The 18932-nt window shown below is 47.3% G+C and carries 24 protein-coding genes and 2 pseudogenes; 10 read left to right on the forward strand and 16 right to left on the reverse strand.

The window, feature by feature from the left end; genetic code table 11:
• Nucleotides 1-5 precede the first annotated feature (5 nt).
• Nucleotides 6-896 (reverse strand): LysR family transcriptional regulator, encoded by an 891-nt coding sequence (locus BZG80_RS10625; protein WP_077576054.1) that lies wholly within the window; start codon nt 894-896, stop codon nt 6-8.
• Between the two features lie 90 nt (nt 897-986).
• On the opposite strand from BZG80_RS10625, the gene BZG80_RS10630 reads away from it, so the two are divergent.
• On the forward strand, nt 987-1919 hold the full coding sequence (locus BZG80_RS10630) for a DMT family transporter (RefSeq protein WP_077461119.1): 933 nt from the start codon (nt 987-989) through the stop codon (nt 1917-1919).
• 6 nt (nt 1920-1925) lie between these two features.
• Here the strand turns inward: BZG80_RS10630 and BZG80_RS10635 are convergent, their stop codons facing one another.
• On the reverse strand, nt 1926-2618 hold the full coding sequence (locus BZG80_RS10635; protein ID WP_021023700.1) for a winged helix-turn-helix transcriptional regulator: 693 nt from the start codon (nt 2616-2618) through the stop codon (nt 1926-1928).
• A gap of 193 nt (nt 2619-2811) precedes the next feature.
• The gene (locus tag BZG80_RS10640) at nt 2812-4053 is read right to left on the reverse strand and encodes an NAD(P)/FAD-dependent oxidoreductase (protein ID WP_077646706.1); all 1242 of its coding nucleotides are present in this window, start codon (nt 4051-4053) and stop codon (nt 2812-2814) included.
• Between the two features lie 270 nt (nt 4054-4323).
• Here BZG80_RS10640 and BZG80_RS10645 point away from each other — a divergent pair, with 270 nt between their 5' ends.
• The 3 genes from BZG80_RS10645 (at nt 4324) to BZG80_RS10655 (ending at nt 8090) form a co-directional block, all read left to right on the forward strand.
• On the forward strand, nt 4324-6276 hold the full coding sequence (locus BZG80_RS10645) for a hypothetical protein (protein ID WP_077679313.1): 1953 nt from the start codon (nt 4324-4326) through the stop codon (nt 6274-6276).
• A gap of 132 nt (nt 6277-6408) precedes the next feature.
• Nucleotides 6409-7416, forward strand: coding sequence for an amidoligase family protein (locus BZG80_RS10650; RefSeq protein WP_077679314.1), 1008 nt, complete (start codon nt 6409-6411; stop codon nt 7414-7416).
• A complete protein-coding gene (locus tag BZG80_RS10655; protein ID WP_077679315.1) occupies nt 7392-8090 on the forward strand; it encodes a gamma-glutamyl-gamma-aminobutyrate hydrolase family protein in 699 nt (232 codons plus the stop codon). The genes BZG80_RS10650 and BZG80_RS10655 overlap by 25 nt, the downstream gene beginning before the upstream one ends.
• A gap of 68 nt (nt 8091-8158) precedes the next feature.
• Here the strand turns inward: BZG80_RS10655 and BZG80_RS10660 are convergent, their stop codons facing one another.
• From BZG80_RS10660 to BZG80_RS10695, 8 genes are all read right to left on the reverse strand, one after another.
• Nucleotides 8159-8632, reverse strand: a complete 474-nt coding sequence (locus BZG80_RS10660; RefSeq protein WP_077679316.1) for a 2TM domain-containing protein — start codon at nt 8630-8632, stop codon at nt 8159-8161.
• A gap of 146 nt (nt 8633-8778) precedes the next feature.
• Entirely contained in the window at nt 8779-8994 is a 216-nt protein-coding gene (locus tag BZG80_RS10665) for a VF530 family protein (protein WP_077679317.1), read from the reverse strand.
• A gap of 85 nt (nt 8995-9079) precedes the next feature.
• Complete coding sequence (locus BZG80_RS10670) at nt 9080-9652, reverse strand: GNAT family N-acetyltransferase (RefSeq protein ID WP_241827345.1); 573 nt, start codon at nt 9650-9652, stop codon at nt 9080-9082.
• Entirely contained in the window at nt 9645-10166 is a 522-nt protein-coding gene (locus tag BZG80_RS10675; protein ID WP_077676756.1) for a GNAT family N-acetyltransferase, read from the reverse strand. The genes BZG80_RS10670 and BZG80_RS10675 overlap by 8 nt, the downstream gene beginning before the upstream one ends.
• 80 nt (nt 10167-10246) lie before the next feature.
• Nucleotides 10247-10834, reverse strand: coding sequence for a GNAT family N-acetyltransferase (locus tag BZG80_RS10680; RefSeq protein ID WP_077679318.1), 588 nt, complete (start codon nt 10832-10834; stop codon nt 10247-10249).
• Between the two features lie 14 nt (nt 10835-10848).
• Complete coding sequence (locus BZG80_RS10685; protein WP_131827555.1) at nt 10849-11571, reverse strand: hypothetical protein; 723 nt, start codon at nt 11569-11571, stop codon at nt 10849-10851.
• 92 nt (nt 11572-11663) lie between these two features.
• Nucleotides 11664-12203, reverse strand: coding sequence for a GNAT family N-acetyltransferase (locus BZG80_RS10690; protein WP_241833896.1), 540 nt, complete (start codon nt 12201-12203; stop codon nt 11664-11666).
• A 158-nt stretch (nt 12204-12361) separates the two neighbouring features.
• Nucleotides 12362-12790: an organic hydroperoxide resistance protein gene (locus tag BZG80_RS10695; protein WP_021023689.1), complete on the reverse strand. Its 429-nt coding sequence runs from the start codon at nt 12788-12790 to the stop codon at nt 12362-12364.
• A 181-nt stretch (nt 12791-12971) separates the two neighbouring features.
• Between BZG80_RS10695 and BZG80_RS10700 the strand changes: the two genes are divergently transcribed.
• From BZG80_RS10700 to BZG80_RS16235, 4 genes and pseudogenes are all read left to right on the forward strand, one after another.
• Nucleotides 12972-13415 (forward strand): MarR family winged helix-turn-helix transcriptional regulator, encoded by a 444-nt coding sequence (locus BZG80_RS10700; RefSeq protein ID WP_077669911.1) that lies wholly within the window; start codon nt 12972-12974, stop codon nt 13413-13415.
• A 117-nt stretch (nt 13416-13532) separates the two neighbouring features.
• The gene (locus BZG80_RS10705) at nt 13533-13769 is read left to right on the forward strand and encodes an RNA recognition motif domain-containing protein (protein ID WP_021023687.1); all 237 of its coding nucleotides are present in this window, start codon (nt 13533-13535) and stop codon (nt 13767-13769) included.
• Nucleotides 13770-13967: 198 nt separating this feature from the next.
• A complete protein-coding gene (locus BZG80_RS10710; protein ID WP_077679320.1) occupies nt 13968-14219 on the forward strand; it encodes a hypothetical protein in 252 nt (83 codons plus the stop codon).
• Between the two features lie 104 nt (nt 14220-14323).
• A pseudogene (locus tag BZG80_RS16235) lies at nt 14324-14467 on the forward strand (TauD/TfdA dioxygenase family protein); the annotation flags it as partial.
• 13 nt (nt 14468-14480) lie between these two features.
• Here BZG80_RS16235 and BZG80_RS10720 read toward each other — a convergent pair.
• Both BZG80_RS10720 and BZG80_RS10725 read right to left on the reverse strand, forming a co-directional pair.
• A complete protein-coding gene (locus tag BZG80_RS10720; RefSeq protein ID WP_077679322.1) occupies nt 14481-14990 on the reverse strand; it encodes a GNAT family N-acetyltransferase in 510 nt (169 codons plus the stop codon).
• 62 nt (nt 14991-15052) lie between these two features.
• Nucleotides 15053-15532: a GNAT family N-acetyltransferase gene (locus BZG80_RS10725; RefSeq protein WP_077679323.1), complete on the reverse strand. Its 480-nt coding sequence runs from the start codon at nt 15530-15532 to the stop codon at nt 15053-15055.
• Between BZG80_RS10725 and BZG80_RS10730 the strand changes: the two genes are divergently transcribed.
• Nucleotides 15527-16027, forward strand: a complete 501-nt coding sequence (locus BZG80_RS10730) for a hypothetical protein (protein ID WP_077679324.1) — start codon at nt 15527-15529, stop codon at nt 16025-16027. The two genes, BZG80_RS10725 and BZG80_RS10730, sit on opposite strands and share 6 nt — an antisense overlap.
• Complete coding sequence (locus BZG80_RS10735; protein ID WP_131827556.1) at nt 15975-16514, forward strand: hypothetical protein; 540 nt, start codon at nt 15975-15977, stop codon at nt 16512-16514. Before BZG80_RS10730 ends, BZG80_RS10735 begins: the two co-directional genes overlap by 53 nt.
• 173 nt (nt 16515-16687) lie before the next feature.
• On the opposite strand, the gene BZG80_RS10740 is transcribed toward BZG80_RS10735, so the two are convergent.
• From BZG80_RS10740 to BZG80_RS16025, 3 genes and pseudogenes are all read right to left on the reverse strand, one after another.
• Entirely contained in the window at nt 16688-17131 is a 444-nt protein-coding gene (locus tag BZG80_RS10740) for a hypothetical protein (RefSeq protein ID WP_077679326.1), read from the reverse strand.
• 289 nt (nt 17132-17420) lie between these two features.
• Entirely contained in the window at nt 17421-17981 is a 561-nt protein-coding gene (locus BZG80_RS10745; RefSeq protein ID WP_077679327.1) for a hypothetical protein, read from the reverse strand.
• Between the two features lie 389 nt (nt 17982-18370).
• Nucleotides 18371-18932 (reverse strand): annotated as a pseudogene (locus tag BZG80_RS16025) (hypothetical protein); the annotation flags it as partial.

Below are 18932 nucleotides of genomic sequence, written 5' to 3' on the forward strand. Positions count from 1 at the left end.
TGTCATTATCCAACAAACCGCGCGAGCACGAACTCCACCAGCAACCGCACCCGCAGCGGCACGTGCTCCCGATCGCGATACAACAAAAACAGCGTTCGTGCTTGGCTCCGCCATGATGGCAACACCCGTTGTAGCGCTCCTTGTTCAATCAACGGTAATGCGGAGTAGTCAGGAATGTAGCCCATCCCAAAGCCTGCCTGCACGGCATGGGTCAGCATTTGAATTTCGTCAACTTCAGCCCGAATACCCGTCGTGGCTTGATAGTCATAAGCGTCACCGGTTGTGTCGTGCTCTAGCTGCCAAACGGTCATTGGGTGACACAGCACGACAGGTTTGCCCACCAGCTCTTTTGGTGATTGAAGCTGACCATAATCACTACCTGGACTCGCGCAGACAATAAAGTGAATATCGGTTAATGGCCGTGCGATCCAATCTTCCACGACCGGATTACCGACCCGAAACACCACATCCATTCCTTCGCCTTCAATATCAACCAGTGTGTTAGAAAAACTCAGATCAAGCTGAATCTCTGGGTAGGCGCGCATAAAATCAAACAAAACAGCGCGTAAAAACTGTTTACCGGCATTAATAGGGGCGCTAACACGGATCTTACCTTTAGGATGCTGCTTTTCGCTCAAGAGTTCATCACTGACCGCGTTCAGTTCATCAAAAAGACTCGCAGCGCGTTCGAAATAGCGATGACCCGTTTGCGTGAGCGAGATACGATGGGCATCACGGTTGAGTAACCGCAAGGCCAGATCCCGCTCAAGTTGACGAATTCGCCGGCTTAAGGTCGATTGAGGCATCGACAGCTGTTGCGCTGCGGCTTTAAAGCTGCCTAACTGGGCAACAGTACAAAAGTAACGCAAATCGTCTAGCGAATAGTTAAGTTTCATTATTGGCATTTACCGTTCTGATATTGCCGGTTTATTCAAATTTTGAAACTTATACACTAGCGCACATCGTTTAATAAGTCAGGTATTGATATGAATACAACGTCGATTTGGAAAGCCATCGCCCTACTCATTTTATGTGCGTTTTTTTGGGGCAGCACCTTTCCCATCGGTAAGGATGCTTTGAATGAGGTCAGTGCACTCACGCTTGTTTTTTGGCGATTTGGGATCGCGGCCATTTGTCTGGGTCTGTATCTCAAAGCAACCCGAGCCAAGATCCCCCATCTCAGTGGCAAACAATGGCTATGGGCAACTACCGTCAGTGCTGTAGGCATTGGAGGGTTAAATCTTTGCTTGTTTACCGGGCTTGAATATACCCAAGCCACCAACGGCTCATTAATTATGGCGCTCAGCCCGTTAGTCACCTCTTTCATTGCCTGCGTAGCAATACGCGCACTTCCGCGCAAAGGGCAAGTTTTCAGTTTGGTGGTCAGTTTATCGGGGGTATTATTGGTGATCACCGACGGACAGTGGGATGTTTTACGCAACCTCAACTTTAATCAAGGCGATCAGATGATTTTCACCGGCATGTTCGCGTGGAGTGCCTATACCTTTTTCAGCCAAGGGATTGGTCGTTGGATGCCTGTCATCCCCTATACCTTTTTGGGTATGCTCAGTGGCGCCACGGTCATCGGCGTGATGTGTGCGATGACACCTAATGTACATCCCTTTGGTGAGGTGATAACCGCCAGCCCAATCACGGTTTCAGAGTTACTTTATATCGGTGTGCTAGGCACCGTCGCGGGCTATTTGCTCTGGCTTAACGGTGTACGCCACCTTGGCTCAGCCAATGCTGCCCTATTCTTTAACTTTGTACCGGTGTTTGCAGTACTCACCGCGTTCTTGATGGGACAAGCGGTCAGCCAAATCCAAGTTTTAGGGATTGCGATTGTTGTTGCCGGCTTGCTGTTGCCTCGCTTACCCCATCCTGGTCGCTGGCGACTTGCGCTGTCACGCTCAGCTTAAACGCCATTAAATAAAGCAATAGCCTTTGCCGTGGTCGGTTTGCAAGCGCTCAGGCGGCAGTCCAGCGTCAGCGAGTTTTTTCCGAACACGGCTTAAATGCATATCGAGGCTGCGATCATCAGGCGTAAACGTTTTTTTAAGCACCTGACGATAAAGGAGTGACTTACTCAACGTAGTATCTTTATGCTGCGCAAGAAGCCACAAGAGTTCGAATTGTATGGGTGTTAATTTGACCGCTTGGTCATCCACTCTGACTTGGTGTGTGTCTTGGTGCATCCAGAGATTATCAACTTGCAGCTGGCCTGATGACTCTTTGATCACCACCATCGCATGGCGGCGATGCATCGCAATCGCGGTGCGCAACATACACTCATCAATATCAATAGGGGCAGATAGCACATCTTCCGCCCCGGCATTCAGCGCGGCCACGCGATCAGCCGCCGCTTGACTTGCCATTAAAGCAATAAACGGGCACTGCTCGCTCAACCAGCGCAAGGTTGTCATTTGCGCCTCTCCCTCAGGCACCCAGCTAATCAATTGCACAGCATCCCAATCGGGCATTGGATCATCAGGGCCAATCACAGTCACATCGCAGCCGTGATCTCGCAGCCGAGCTTCGAGTAGCGCGATAAATGACTGGTCTTCTGGGCCGCGCACGACAATGGCGGGCTTAGTTTTGGAGAAAAACGCCTGGTGCATCAGTGGTCCTATCTAAACGTTCACGTCACATCAATGGCTGAGCCCTATTTATCGTCATTGTCTCTCAAAAAAGGATTCGCCAAGCTATTCATTGTCTTACAGTATCAGCCTGTAAAGCAAACGGGTTTACGTCGACTTCAGCGTTTTCGATCCCTCATGGCGTGGGAATGATGACAAACTCAGCAGCCGACCACTAAAAGCGATCGACACGATACGGATGCATATCAATATCCGTGTGCTCCTCATCTATCATTTGTCCCAACAATTTTCCGGTCACAGGGCCCAAGGTAAAACCTTGATGACCATGACCGCATGCCAACCACAACCCCTTTTGGTCTGGCGCCGGGCCGATCATGGGCTTCATATCGGGTAGGCAAGGACGCCCACCTTTCCAAGGGCATGCATCAAGACGTTGACCAAGCGGATAAAGCGAACGCGCAACCTGTTCAGCGGCATTAAGTTGGCTCTCATTAACCGGCGCATCCACTGCTGTCAGTTCCGCGCCTGTCGTCAGGCGAACACCAGCACGCATCGGCGCCAAGAGGTACCCGATTTCCGCATCCATAAGCCAATGGTTCAGTGGTGCTTTTTTATTACATGCATAGTGCATGTGGTAGCCGCGTTTAGCAAACAAAGGCACCTGAATTCCCAGTTGATCCAACCAATACGATGACCAAGGCCCCATTGCCATCACCACCTGGTCAGCGTGCAGGCTTTCTTTGGTGGTTTGAATGAGCCATCCCGAGCCTTGCCGTGTTAAGCCTGTTAACGAAGCATGTTTAATGGCTCCTCCTTTGCATTTTACATCCGCGGCGTAAGCTTCGACCAGGGCGCCGGGATCTGTGACGGTCCAAGGCTGCTTCCAATGAATCGCCCCCACAATAGACGGAGACAAACTCGGCTCTCGCTGTGCAAGCTGTTGACGGTTTAACACATCAAATTCAACACCGAATAGCGCGCTGTCAGACGCTGTTTTTGTCAGTTCTTCATCAAGCGCTTTTTGGGTACGGAACAGTTTAAGGTAACCGGCTTTGCGAATTAACGCTTCCGCCCCCGCGGACCGTATCATCTCATCATGCGTATCGAGTGATTGCATTATCAAGGCTGCGTATTCAGGGACAAGCTTTCGATAATGCTTATCACTGGAGTAATGCCAATATTGCAATAACGCGCGAGCCGCTCGAATCACACTGCTAGGACGATAGCGAATATCCACCGCACGGTTCGGCAACACCCGCAGCAAAGTGGTGAGATCACGCGGAAAGGCATAGGGCCGAACGGCTTCACGTTGAATAATGCCTGCATTGCCAAACGATGTTTCTTGCCCTGGAGGCACGCGATCGATCAAGGTAACGGCATACCCTCGTTTAAGTAAATGCCAAGCCACGGACACACCGACCATTCCGGCCCCTAACACCACGACCTGCTTCGTCATACTTCACTCCCTGAATGATGTTATTTTTTGTTTTGTTGTTAAAACTGTTGAATTTTCACCCTTAAGTTACAAGCTTTGCGCCAGTAGCGATAGTGGTCAAGGGGGCTTATGGTTACTATTTTCTCTGAAGTGTGTAATAGTAGTTTGACTATAATCAGGCACAAAAGGACGTTGTAGGCTGACGACCAACCCAGGTGAAGGTAGTTAACACATGCCTATCCATGGGCTGGCAAGCGCCACTGATACAGCGCAGGAAAGAACATCATTGATATGTCGAGCTTACTAAAAAACCTTGATCATGCTGTGGTGCAGCTTGATCAGGCAAGTTCAATTGATAAACCAAGCTGCCAGTTTCACGTGATTGATATCTGTGAGCAAGTCCTGACGCAAGAGGACGGCATTAGCGCTCTATATACGCGTATCCATACGCTCAATGCAGCCGGTCTCTTTGAAGGTACAGACTGGGATCACCCAGAATACCTATTACCCAATTTAGTGCCGGCAACACTCGCACATGCGGACAAAGCCACCGTTCTACTAGATTGCCTCAGCCAATTAAGAATGCTAGCTATTGTTGAGGGTAAGAGCCCCCCTTCGACTTTCTCAGCCCAAGAGGCTCATCAGTTTCTTGCCAAAGTACTCAGTCTTAATTTGTCACTCATCATGGGGATCACCGACGAAACTAATCGTATCCGCCTTGGTGAGATGGCACCCGCTATCAGTTCACTATACCGGTTTCTTCTCACGCATTTAGGCTACGAAACCATTCTTAGTGAGTTAGTTGATGAAGTCTGGCGCGTTCTCGCCCAACGCCCTATTCAGGTCAATCCGATAAAAGCGATGATCACCCAGATATCCATTCTCGTGTCTCAAGAGCAAGTCAACCTTGGTGAAGCAAAACTCGGGATTGACCGTCTGGTAAGCGCCCTATATGGCCCGACTCAAGGTTGCTATGACGATCCGGGGCTCGATGCCTATTGCCAACGACTAAACGCCATGGATAACAACTCCCTCCAACAGGAGGCGATGGGCTTTGCACGCGCGATGCACGATGTCGGCTTGGCGTCTGACTATCACGCCACCTTCTTACGCTGGCTACTCGACAACCAAGGCAGTGACATACTCCCCACCGCGCTAGGGCTCAGTAATACAGGGGTAGATTGTCTCGTGACCTATCGTCAATTGGTCCACACATTGATTCAAGAAGCTGTCTATCCGCAGACCGCACAAGCAGTCTATGGGCTGGCGATGCTGCTTGAGCGTGGGGTATTGTTTGACGCGCCCGTCGCACCGAGTCTATGGCGGCAAATTTATTTAAATTTACATCCGGATGTTGCCGCCAGCCTAACCCTCGCGTTTGGCGATCAACTGCCGGCGCGGGTACATCTTCTTGCAGGCGTGATGTCAGTGCTTGGTCAACCGCTTGGTGTGGCACAAGGAAACAATCCAACTTGCCAATCTGCTCGAGCCATCTCAATGTGGGCCTATAATGATCCCGATTATCTACTCAATTGCATCGTTCAAGTCGCCTGTAATACAAGCTTACGCATGCACTTTGAAGGTAAAACATTGGACTCACACACGTTGCTACAAGGCCTAAGCACAGCATTGCCGTTTGACACCGATCCCGTGTCCGTGGTCCTCGTCCCTCATCTCGACAAGCTTTATATTGAAATGGGCCGTTGCTGCGTCAGTCGAGAGCAAGATCCCCACAAATGGATAAACCCCGAATTTCACGGCTGGTATGTCGGGCGCGAATTTATGATTGCGGTTGACGTTAAAACAGGCCTACTCAAAGATTTCGATTGCTTTATCGAGCGTTTTTATCGTAGCTATCATCCTTTATACAATGGCAACATTCCTGTCATTCATCCTCAACCCGTTGGAATTGCAGTGACAAGCAGTCAGGGGCGATTTATTGGATGGCACGCTGTTACTTTGATTCGTGTCGCATTCGACCAAGACAACGTGATGCGGGTCTATTTTTATAACCCGAATAACGACAGTGGCCAAGATTGGGGGAATGAAGTGGTTGTTTCCACCCAAGGAAAAGGCGAACAATACGGCGAAGCGTCGCTACCTTTTGAGCAGTTTCTCTCTCGGCTTTATCTTTATCATGACGACACCATTCAAGTCGGGATAAAAAGCTCACTGCCAGATGAAGCCATTGCCGATGTAAAACGAATGGCTTTAACAAGCTGGGCGGCAGATCGTATTGGCTGATGAAAGCCAAAGAGCATTATATTTGCGATTTGTTTAGGCTAATTCCCGAACAAATCGAGGCGATTTCCCTTTAATCAGCGCATCGTGACCCCCATGTATTCATATGTTTATCCGATAAGTGAGGCTCCATTGATGAATGCGTCCCCTTCACCGTTAAAAACACCCCCTCATACCACCAATGCAGAGGGAGAAACGCGCTGCGTCGGTGTTGAACTTGAATTGAGTGGTATGGAGCTAGACACCATTGCACAGCTCGTTGCAAAACATTTATCCCTGACGGTTGAGCATGGCGGCCGTTACGACCGAAAACTAACCGGTGACAATGCGGGTGATTGGATCATAGAGCTTGATTACGCCAAGCTAAAACGCCTTGGACGGAACGATCGAAGTGAGAAGACTCTCGCCAATCAAATTGACCAATCCGCGGAAGAAGTTTTAGCTTGGGCAGCTAAAATGGTCGTACCGGTCGAAATAGTCAGCCCACCGCTTCCGCTTGATCGACTTCAAGACGTCGATAGACTGATTGAGTTTCTGCGACAACAAGGTGCAGAAGGCACAGAGGACAGCCCTGTCTATGCATTTGGGATGCAGCTTAATCCCGAACTGCCCGACTTATCCGCTCACACTATTAACGCGCATCTGAAAGCATTTTTATGCTTGTATGATTGGCTAATTAAACGTGCCGATATTGATTTATCCCGTCGTCTCACAAGCTATGTCGATCCGTTTCCAAAAGCGTATATCACGCGTGTTCTCGCGCACGATTATTGGCCCGATCGCGACACCTTAATTGCCGATTACCTTGCTGATAATCCGACGCGTAATCGTGCGCTAGATATGCTGCCACTCTTCACTCACCTCGATGAGAAACAAGTGAATCAGGCGCTCAATGATGGCCTGACAAAAGCGCGCCCCACGTTTCACTATCGTTTACCGGATAGCAAAGTAAGTCGTCCACAATGGGGGATCCATGAGGCATGGAATGATTGGGTAGAAGTAGAGAAACTTGCCGCAGATTCAAAACGACTGACAGCTTGCTGTGATGCTTATCTTGCTCACTTAAACGATCCATTATCACGCATTACCAATAACTGGGCGGAGAAAGTGAATACGCTATGGGTAGACCCGTTATCGCAATAACCGGCCCCGACAAAGGTGCCTTCTTACCGCGTTTTTTCGTTGCCACCGCGGTGCGTCTTTATGGCGGGCAGCCCCTACAGTTGCGGCCAGGTTCAATATTTAAGCCTGATGATTATCACGGTGTGGTGATCACAGGCGGCCACGATGTTGAACCTGTGCTGTATGCTGCTGAGCCCGAAGTGAAACCAAACTACGATCCCGAACGTGATGAACTAGAGAGCGCAGTAATCAAAAGCGCGTTAGCCAGTCAAAAGCCGCTGTTGGGCATTTGCCGTGGTGCGCAACTTCTCAACATTTGCTTAGGCGGCACCTTGCACCAAAGCTTACGCGAACAGCGCAAGAAAACCTCTCATCGCTGGACAATATTCCCGATGAAAACCTTGTGTATATTGCGTGATGTTAACGGCCATATACAGCAACGGTTGGGGCAAGGTAGGCGCAAAATAAACAGCCTACACAACCAAGCGATTAACGAGTTAGGCGAGGATTTAACGGTAAGCGCACGTGATTTAGATGGTATTGTACAAGCCATTGAGTCGCCCAACCGCCCTTATACACTGGGGGTACAGTGGCATCCAGAATTTTTGCTTTATCTTGGCTGTCAGCGTGCGCTGTTTAAGGGCTTGGTCGAGCATGCAACGCGCTTCCAGCAGCGACAAGCGGCCTCTCAGTAAAACATGGTTGTTATCTGGTGAAAAACAAAAACGCCGAGGCACATTCGCTCGGCGTTATCGGGGAGTTGTTAACGCTTTGACCGCGCATTCAGTCGCTTCTCTATTTGGCGTTTTTCCCACTTATCACCAAAGAGATCGACAACGCCCAGAGCACTGACACCGTGGCTGACCACTGCAATCCCCCATCCCATTGCAGCCCACCAAGCCCAATAATAGCCGGGGCTAGTTTGCCAGTTGACAATAAACAGAATCGCCATCACGACCACATAGCGAGTCAGGTGAGAATAGAACCCACCCAGGGCGCGCACGCGATTGGTGATTGCTTTTTCTTCTGGACTCATTGAAGTATCTGCCTGCATGTCTGTCTCCTTTTGCAAATCAGTAATGTCGATATCAAACACAGCAGCCAACGATTTCAGCGACTCCAATCCGGGTTTGTGGCCGCGCTCGATACGTTGAATCGTTCGAACACTGAGCCCACTGAATTGTGCTAATTGGTCTTGAGACCACCCTTTTTGAACTCTGAGTGCTTTCACGTTCATCCTTGCTCCTTTGTGCTCTTCCCTATCAACACTATGCAAAATAGGGGCGACATTACCACGACAGCGCCCCGACACCTTAACGACAGTTATTTAAAATCAATCATTTACCATGAACCCGCCTGATAACCAATCCGTGTATTTTATCCTTAGCAAAAGGTATCAATATACAAGCCTTCGACCTTATCTCGCGCCCACTGCGTTTTACGCAAAAATTTCAGCGATGATTTCATCGAAGGATCGTTGTTGAAGCAGTTCACGTTGATGTGTTGGTAGAGGCCTGACCAACCATAGTGTTCTACCAAACGGGTCAATATGGTTTGTAGGGTCAACCCGTGCAGCGGGTTATTGGGTTGTGTATCCATAAGGGTTCTCAGCAACTCGAGCACGCGCTCGTCAATAAATGCGTTACTTTACGTGACGACGTAAAAAAAGGCGAGATTAACTGACTCACTCAGTCTTATTGCATTCCGCCACTTTGGCGTATACCACAGTACTAGAAATCGTGCCGCTAGGTAGGATACGGTCGTTGGTAAGCATCGCTTCTTGATGATACCCACAACGCTCGGCTACCGCGCGGCTACGGGTGTTTTCGTAGGCGGTTTTGATTTCGACACGCTTGGCATTAAGGTCATTAAACGCATACCGCTCTAGCGTCCTCACCGCTTCGCTCATATAGCCAAGGCCTTCTTTAGAGCTCCGCAGCCAATAGCCTATTTCAAAGTAAGGAATCGCGATATTACGGATCATTAAGCTGATCACACCCACCAGTTGCCCCGTCGACTTTTCAAAAATCGAGTAGCGTAGCTCATTAATAAACATGTCGAAGTCATCAATCGCTTGTTGGGTGTTTTCAATCGAGCTCGATTCGGTCAGCGCGTGCGGCAGCCAATCCATAAAAGGAGCAAGGGTGTGCTGGCTTTCCAACACGGCTTCTAAAATTAAAGGCTGATGGGCCATATTAGGCGCCACCAGCAACAGACGGTCACTGTCCAGTTGGTCCACGCGCGGGGAATCATCCATTAATGTCCACCCAGTACCGCGCCAATGATTCATTGAACACTTCGCCATTAATGATGTTTTCCAACGTGCCGCCATTGGCTTCAATTACTTTGCGCGATGCCATATTGTCTTCATTCGCGGTAATTAGGGCGCGAGTGATCCCTAGCTCGCTCGCCTTGGGCAGCGCTAAGGCTAACATTTGCTTGCCATATCCACGTCCACGATATGACGGCGCAATATCGTAACCAATGTGTCCGGCTTCTTGAGATAGAAATGGCGTATTGATGTGATGGCGGATCCGAATCGCGCCAATGATTTGTTGCTCAGCATCAAGCAGCCAAAAATGACTACACGGCACATAACCTTTACGAAGGTTTTTACCCAATGACTCATCCGTTAACCGAGTCACGTAAGTGGCGAAATCATCTTTTCCCGGCCGATAGTAATCGGCATTCTCGGGATCAAACTGAGCAAAATCATCATAAAAGCGCGTAAAGGCTGCTTGGTGATTGAGTGTGGGGACGACTAATTCCATGTGCTTGTTCCTATTCCTATCATAGAACTAGGCTATCTCATTGATATTGAGAAATAAACATCCTTGTCTCTCTTGTTGTTTTAGTTCAGCGCCTTGACCATAGTGGTGGCGCCTGAAAAGCCAACCAGCCATTTTAGGTGCGGAAAGCGCTCTTCTTTAGTGGCGACAAATCCTTTGGCTTGATAAAGCTTGCGGGCTCTGGGGTTGCTATCAATGACATCTAATCGAACGCTTTCAAAGCCATGCGATTGGGCATAATCGATAATGGCATCCAGTAATTGGGAACCAATCCCCTGACCTCGTATCGCGCTATCAACAGCAATGCCATCCATCACCAATTCATTGTGTGCCGCTTTACGCTCAAACARCGCCAATATCGCGCAGGCCCAAATGCCTTTGATGGTCCCCAAACTATCGATCAACTGTTTCGCGCCCATGCCCTGTGTCAATGCGCCGGCTTGGGTTTGAAACCCAGCTAACCCCACCACCTTGCCGTTTTGCATAGCGGCAAACGAAAAGTCTGGGACAAAACACTGAGACAACACCGCCACGCGCGCTGCCTGATTAGGGATTGCCCGTGCGAACTTCATTCCAAACGCCTGCTCATACAACTCAGCGACGTGTTGTGCTTGCTCAAGCGGCCATCCTTGCTGGATCGCTATCTCCATTTCTTCCCTCGCAGTTAAAACCGGTACCGGAGGCTGGCTAGGCCATAGTGAAGCCAAGAAAAGTTATAGACTTCATCGTTGTCCGCCCCGCCTTCTAGGGTGCGATACCCCAGAGCGCCATACCAGCCATCGCCAAGGTGATACTCCAACATCAGCGCCGCATCAACCGCTCGTCCCATGGGTGACCACGCGCCTTCCACATCCAAGATCAACGCCGCGCGATCGGATAGACGATATTGACCATAGCCATGCAGCAAGGGCACCACGCCAACGTTGGACTTCGTTGCTTTTGTTTCACCTTGCGCGAGGGTGATTTCAGCATCTCTCACCAAGGCGGCGGCACCGATGCCCCACTGCCAAGGGCCTTGATCGTAAAACGTCCAGCGGTATGTCGCACGATAGGTATTGAATTGATAATCCGCATCAATGGCTTGCTCGGCGGCAAAGCGCTGATCCTGAAACTGGATGCTTTTTGACAGCGTGCCACGACCATCGACAGAGAGAGGCGCAAAGGTTAGGCGTACCGCGTGCTGGGGATGGAACTGATACGTGCCATACAAACGCAAGTAAGGCGTTGCGGTTCGGCCGGTTAAATCGGTCATATCAAAGCGAGTTCCGGTATCTCCGGGGATGCTGACATCATTTTTGCTAAACGTCACCCCGCCGGTTTCAACGCGAAGATCCAACCCTTGCGCATAGGCCCCCGTTGATAGTAAACCGATAAACAACACACTCATGATTCGAGCTGTCTGTTGGCACATCGTGTGCAAGTCTAAGCCTGCCCTAAGCCATTGTCGCATATGACCAAACGTTGTGGTTCTGCCCTTTCTCATTGCGCTTTGCCCTTATTATCGGCGTCAATCGCAGCAAACATAATATGCTGAGGCCCTGCCGCGCCGCCCCAGTACAGCTCGCCTGTATCAGTAAAGCCGCCTTTTTGGTAACAGGCTTTAGCGGCCGGGTTTTGACAGTTCACAGTGAGATACACCCAATTGAAATCACGATAAGCAACGGGCAAATACTTAAGCAAAGCTTTAACCGCACCGGTGCCTAGACCTTGCCCTTGATAACGCGCATCCACTACAAACATGCGCAGGCCCAATGTCTTTGGCGGGCAAAAGTCATACTGAGACGCATAGTCGGTATCGAGTTTAAAAAAGCCTACCGTATTGCCCGCTCGTTTGATCACATGGCGGTGAATAGTCTCACTGGTCTCGGCAAGAAATTCGTCTGCGGAGCCCGCAAATTTCACTTGTTGGTCAGGTAACGATACCTGGCGAACACCCTCTATATCTGCATTCGTTAGTGGAGCGACGCTTATCTTGGTGAGCTTACTCGCAGTGACTTCTGGCATGCTAATTTTCATCATCCTTGTTATCGATATAGGGCTTGTACATAAGTGTTAGCAGTCAATGCTGAGCACTTCTAGTCAGGGAGCACCGAACAACGCGCTGCTCCCTTAAAGAGCGGACATAAAAAAGGGAGCCCTGCTTAACAGTGCTCCCTTATCATAGCTTGCCAGTTAGCTTAAATCACTGACAGTTCAACCTTAATATTACCGCGGGTCGCATTAGAATACGGGCATACTTGGTGCGCTTGCTCAACCAATGAATGCGCGGTGTCTTTATCCAGATCGCCAACAGATACTGCCAACTTCACGGCAATGCCAAAACCGCCATCAATGGGGCCAATCGACACTTCTGAGTTAATGTGGGTGTCTTCGGGCAAGGTCACGCCTGCTTTACCGGCCACCAAACGCAGCGCACCAATAAAACACGCCGCATAGCCGGCAGCAAAAAGCTGCTCAGGGTTAGTGCCTTCGCCATCGTTTCCGCCCAAACCTTTAGGCGTGGAAAGCGCCACATCTAAACGTCCGTCATCGGATTTTGCAGACCCTTCGCGGCCTCCGGTAGCGGTGGCTTTTGCTGTATAGGCAACACTTTGTAGCTCTTTCATTTCACTCTCCTGTGTTTCAGTCCGCGTGCGGCTCACTGCTTCGCACTCAGCAGGGGCGATGAAGCCGCTTGCCTCTGGTTTATTTATTTTGCATGCAAAACAATAGATCGTATAACCCAGCATTGCAAATACTTTGCGCACAAAATAAAATACTCACTAGACACACGGACAATGACAAGCCATGACCTATCCCCAATTGAAGCTCAATAGCCAAATCTGTCACCGCTTATACAAGGCCTCCAACGGTATTTCGCGCGCCTACCGAACCTGGCTGACCGAGCTTGATCTCACCTACCCGCAATATGTAGTGATGATGGCGCTGTGGGAAACTGACCGACTCGCGATCGCAAATCTGGTTGAGAAAACCGGCATTGATGGTGGCGCGATGACGCAGATTTTGAAAAAGATGAGCGATAAAGGCTTGCTCACCATAGTGAAAGACGAAGACGATAAGCGAAAGCGGTGGGTAACATTGACGGGCAAAGGCATTGAGCTGCAGCACCAAGCAGCGGAAATTCCTGAAAAGATTCGTTGTAAGTTTCCTAGCATTGATGATCAGCAAGCCCAGCAACTTATTGCGCTGCTGGATAAGATCAATCATGACTTAGGGGAAAGCGACGCATAAACGTCGGCTGAGCAGCACTCAAGGCTAACGTATCGATAAGAAAGCCAAACTATTACTTGGTCGTTGCCCCCTTTACTGACACAATCGGTGCTGTTACCTCGATATGAACGGACAACAATGAAACTTTTAGCTCGCAACCTTGCACGCACCACCACCGAACAAGAACTCCGTCAGCTGTTTTCTGAACACGGCGACGTCACCGACTGCAATCTGGTGCTGGATCAAGAGACTGGCGAATCCAAAGGCTTTGCTTTTGTGACTATGCCTGACGATGCCCAGGCCAACGCTGCAATTGCCGCACTGAACTTGGCCAGCGTTGCAAAGAGCAAAATCCGCGTGAAAATCGCGAACTAAGCAAAAAAAGCCCTTTGCACTTACATTCATTGGCTGTGAGGCGGGAACGATAGCCAGCACGATCACCCGTGTTGGCTTTTGTTTATGGTTGCCAAGCGTTAATAACGTAAAGCGTCATTAAACCATAGCTGATTGACAGCCTACGTCCGACTCGTCACTATCAAGTTTTCGGCATGTAGTGACGCTCGAGCAATCAAAATGGCAAAACCGAATAAAAAAGGCCCCACCAAAACCATCGATATTTTCTGTAAACGCTGTAACGCACAGCTGTTTAAATACCGAAAAGGTGGTAAAGGCGCTTTGGTGAAGTGCTTTAAAGAAAGGATTGTTGAGGATGCCACCACCACGCCGTGTCACTGCCCTCAGTGCCAACAGCCCTTTGCGCGTGACACCCTAATGCGAGGCACACCAGTCTACAAATTTATTGGCGGTAAGGTATGGTTCAAATGAAGATAACCCCTTTAGGCAATACGTTAGGGGCGCAAGTCGATAATATCGATTTATCCCAGCTGTCAGACACTGAGTTTGCGGTGCTGTACCAAGCACACCAATCGAAATATCACGTTCGCTTTCGCTGGCAAAAGCATTCGGTGGCGATCTGGGATAATCGCGCCACCCAACACTACGCAGTAACCGATTATGGCGACGCGCCCAGACGATTGCATCGCGTCACGGTTCAGGGTGGCAGTGCTCAGTAACACCTAACGGTGCTCAGGTACGGGTATATTCATACAGATTGTTGCTATGCCCATAAAGCATGATTTGGCGTTGTAGCTGAAACCCTAGCTTTTCGAGCAAGCGGTTTGAGGGTTGGTTGTCCGGTAAGGTCACTGCTTGAACGGTGTTCAGTCCGCTTGCTAATAAGGTTGCCTCAAGCACCGCCTCGGCGGCTTCTGTAGCGTATCCTTGCCCGGTATAACGCGATAAAAACGCGTAGCCTAAATCTGGATATGCCAACTCATCGCGCTTGAGCACACCGCACATGCCGATGGGCTCACCATCTTCCCGCCGTTCCACCAGATTTAAACCAAAGCCATGTGCTTGATAACTTGCGAGCGGCCCGTGACGGAGATACTCGATCGCATCTTGCTCAGTACGCACCTTTTTATCTGCGATATAGCGTATAAACGACGCCTCATTAAGCAGCTCCACAATAAACGGCGCATCGTCGAGTGTAAACTGTCGCACATTGAGCCTTTTTGATCGGCATATCAGTGTCATAAACCATTTACCTACTGAAACATCCTATCGCGCCATAATCGCATATTGGCATGAATAAGTATCTACGCTGGCAACCAATACTGATAAAAATCAGTCTTCGCATGTTTAGGGTTGGCGCGAACAAATTCCCAGCCGTGCTGGCGATAAAAGGTTAACGCACGATGGTTATCACGGCTTACAGAAAGCATTGCTCGACGGCACCCCGCGTTTGTTAAGGTGGTTTCGATATAACGCTGCAGCAAAGGAGCTAACCCTCGGCCACGAAAAGCAGGAGCAAGGTAGATTAGATGCACATAACCAGTCTCAGGCTCTGATGAAGTGCTGCGAAATTCAAGCTGCCCAGCCCATTCTTCATCGACAAAAACATGCCGATAAAACCATTTAGGCTGTCGCATACGTTCACTAACTCGTTCAAAATAGCCAGTTAGAAAGTCTTCAAATCCCTCATCGGAACCAAAGCTACACACAAAAGCGTCCCGACGTGCAGCCACGCAATAAGCAAAATCGGTTTCAAGATTGATGGGACGGAAAGTCAGGTGCATGGGTGTATCCCAAAAATTGATATTTACGTGATGATGCTCCAATATCATAAGGCTTTCTGCGACTATTGTAAGTATTTACTTTTAAATACCGAGATAATGACTCACAGGGAAGATGTATGCCAGTATCAAGCTTTAAAGGTGATTTTTGCAATAATAGATAGCTTTGAGCCTAGCGCTCAGACCTTTGATGGAATCAAGGAAATGAATAGGATAATCGATACTGCCAATGTACTTGAAGCAGTCTTATCTGGTGTTCCACTATTTCAACTATTTGCATCAAGAAGTGCAAATGGTTCAGTTATTATTGAGGGTTCAGCATCAGTAGTATCCACAGGTATTAATATTAGTATATATGACTGGAAAGGTTTCGCTGATGCATTTAAAAGTGTAGGAATTATTCGGCGCCGTAGACTGCAGGACCACGCTGATATGACAGCACTAAATGCAACAGGAAAAGATTACGAATTTTGGAGATGTGTTTCTAATGTACTGTAGAAAAGTCACCTTACTTTTACTGATAAGCCTTCCTATTGTAGGCCATGCCCTTACATGGGAAGAATTTTTCAAGTCCGAAATGGATAGCACTTATTCTGCACTAGAAGAAAAAGCAAGTAATTGCCGTAAAAATCGTCAACCATTAGAGCCGATCAAGGAAAGCTGGTTTGTTAATCTCAGTCGAAGCGAAAAAGTAGCAGCAACTGGTTATATTAAACATCTAGCAGAAATTGATTGCTGGGGAAAAGAGCTATCTTCCTACAAATCTGCTTTATTAGCGTATACTTCTGAATCTAAAGATACCCAGTATTTAGACGAGTGGATCGAGCTATCGAATGTATATCGGAGTAGTGACTTTAAACGTGATTTTCATGCATTGGATGTAAAACCGCTTGTAAATTGGTACAAACGACAACCAAAAGTCATGCCTTTTGATATGATTGAATTTCTTGAGCAATACCCTGAATTTCAGAATAGCAATGAATAGCCGTAGAGATAATACCTCGGGCAATAATACGATCAAAACCAAAGAATAATAAGCAGGTTCGGTAGCTAAATAAAACCCGACAATCGTATTGCGACTCTTGTTATCCCCGCTACTAATCAATCAGCTAAAGAGTGGTTTGTTTAGAGCGGGAGTCCAATTAACCCACTATACACCTATCTCCAACGCCCTGCCTCTATCACTTTTTTCAGTTCATCATAGAGCCTATCTAAATCTTCGTATCTTGACAAATCAGCCGTTAACCCATGGTTACCAAAGATTTTTATAGATTTTACCTTTTCCTTTGAACGCTTAACCTTGATCGTTTTAACGCTTTCCCACTCCATGATCTCTTGTGTGTCAGGCTCATAAGAAATTAATCCCTTGTCTGAAACTTCAATGGCATGATTTTCAGCGTAGTTTTTAAAATCGCATCTTCCTTTATAGTTTAATAGCGCAGGAACAGAGCAAAACAGGCAAACATAAAGGAGATGCTCAAGACTAATTACATCACCCATAAACCATGAACCAAAAAATATCAAAGAAGGCCAAAACATAAAAACACTAAGCGGCCCTATATACAAATTTCTTATTCTTTTATCTGCTATTTTAAACTTCATTAGCACTACTCTATCTAAATGTATAACGAATGACAGGGTTACCCTCTTGAATATCTTCCACACTGAGGTGCGACTTTTAATACCGGAGGTAGCTATATTTACTCATTCTTTTTTAGCGTTAATCTCGCTAAGCACTACTTTTAGACTCACGCGATGAATGACTAAAAAAATCGCCATAAATTTCTGTTTGCGTAAGATGGTGGCAATCTTAAATTTAATGATCAGAGACGGCGTGATATGAAATAAAAAAACCTCGCCAAAATTTAGTAATTGATGACATACTCGTTTGTTATACCGCTGTATTTAGTATTGTATGACGTCTTGCAAGCCAGTTAATACGAGAATCATGTAAACACTGAACTTCGTCTAAGCACACTTCTTTAATTGCCCTAATACGGTTCTCAATTTGTTGCTTATTCATTGTTGCTTCCGATTCTTTATCAACCACAAGCTTTTTCATATAAGCCTCATAAGAACTGCGATGCCACATTTCACTAGGGTATAGATAGTTATTAAAAGCATCTAATCTCAATTGGTAATCCTGTTCTAATTGCTTATCCAATTCACTTTCATGCGATGCTGCATGGAAATAAACTCGTAGAGCTACAAAAGCAAGTCTAATCTTTTCCATTTCTAGATCTGTCAAGTAACCTGACATGTCAATTGTTAAAGTATCAAACCTCCTAATTATGAACAACCGAGATTGTCGTGTATAAATACTCGTAAGATCTTCTGACAATAAAATATTCTGAGCGTGAAATATACACTCATCAAGGTACTCAATGACTATATCTTTTTTCTCTTTAAATGCAGCTTTCCTCAATTTCAGAAAACTTAATAAACATTTCATGGGAATATCTCATATTTGATGTAAACAATTGATAGCTTAGACAAAAGCTAGCATATATTGTTCACTAAAATATTATAGAAACTCCACTCTCACGTGATGAGCGGTATAACGAATGACATGGATTCCCCCTCTTGAGGATTTGCCACACTTAGGTGCGGCTTTTAATACCGGAAGCAAACATGTCTACTCAATTCTTTTGTGGTGTTTATTTCGCCAATCATCACTTCTTAAGTAACAATGTATCCGCTTGTTTCTTGGCTGCGTTCGCGCTGAAAAAAGTGCCAGACGCAGCGCCTACCTATGCGAATTTAAACTATTTACTTAATAAAGAAACGGGCTTGTTCAGCACCCAAATAAAGTGTCGACTGCGCGACACTTATTCTTACTTGTTATACCGTTGATTCACGCTGCTGCTCTTTGAATTTATCTATTGAAGTTCGGATCGTTTTTTTTGACTCAAACTCTGGAGTACAAGAGTAGATCGCCCACTTATGGATAAGACTAGGCTTCCCTTTGAAGGCAACAAATGAGCGTATTTTTGCGTACCGTTGAAGTCGTTTAGAGTCAGTATAGATATGGGTTATAACAAACGCTCTCTCGTAAGCCAAAAGATAATAAAATACATACACATATGGTAGTAAAGATACAGACAGCAACATAGGAACCAAGAAATCCCGGAATGTATCAACACTGACAAACTTACCTGGCTCATTATATATATTTAAGATGGAGTCGATGAAAATAAAAGCTCCCATTATGGCTAAAATATAGTCAGATATTTTTTGTGCTTGCTTATACTCTGGTTTACCTCTAGCAAAAGCACTACAACACGCAAATAGTGTACCTGTCGTTACTAGAAATAATTCAGTTATAAAACCGTAGGAATGAAATGCTACTAGGAACTCGATTAGTACAATCAGCTTAACCTGAGAATTTAACGATGCTTTCAAG

The organism is Salinivibrio sp. MA440 (assembly GCF_001996265.1).
GTDB lineage: Bacteria > Pseudomonadota > Gammaproteobacteria > Enterobacterales > Vibrionaceae > Salinivibrio > Salinivibrio costicola.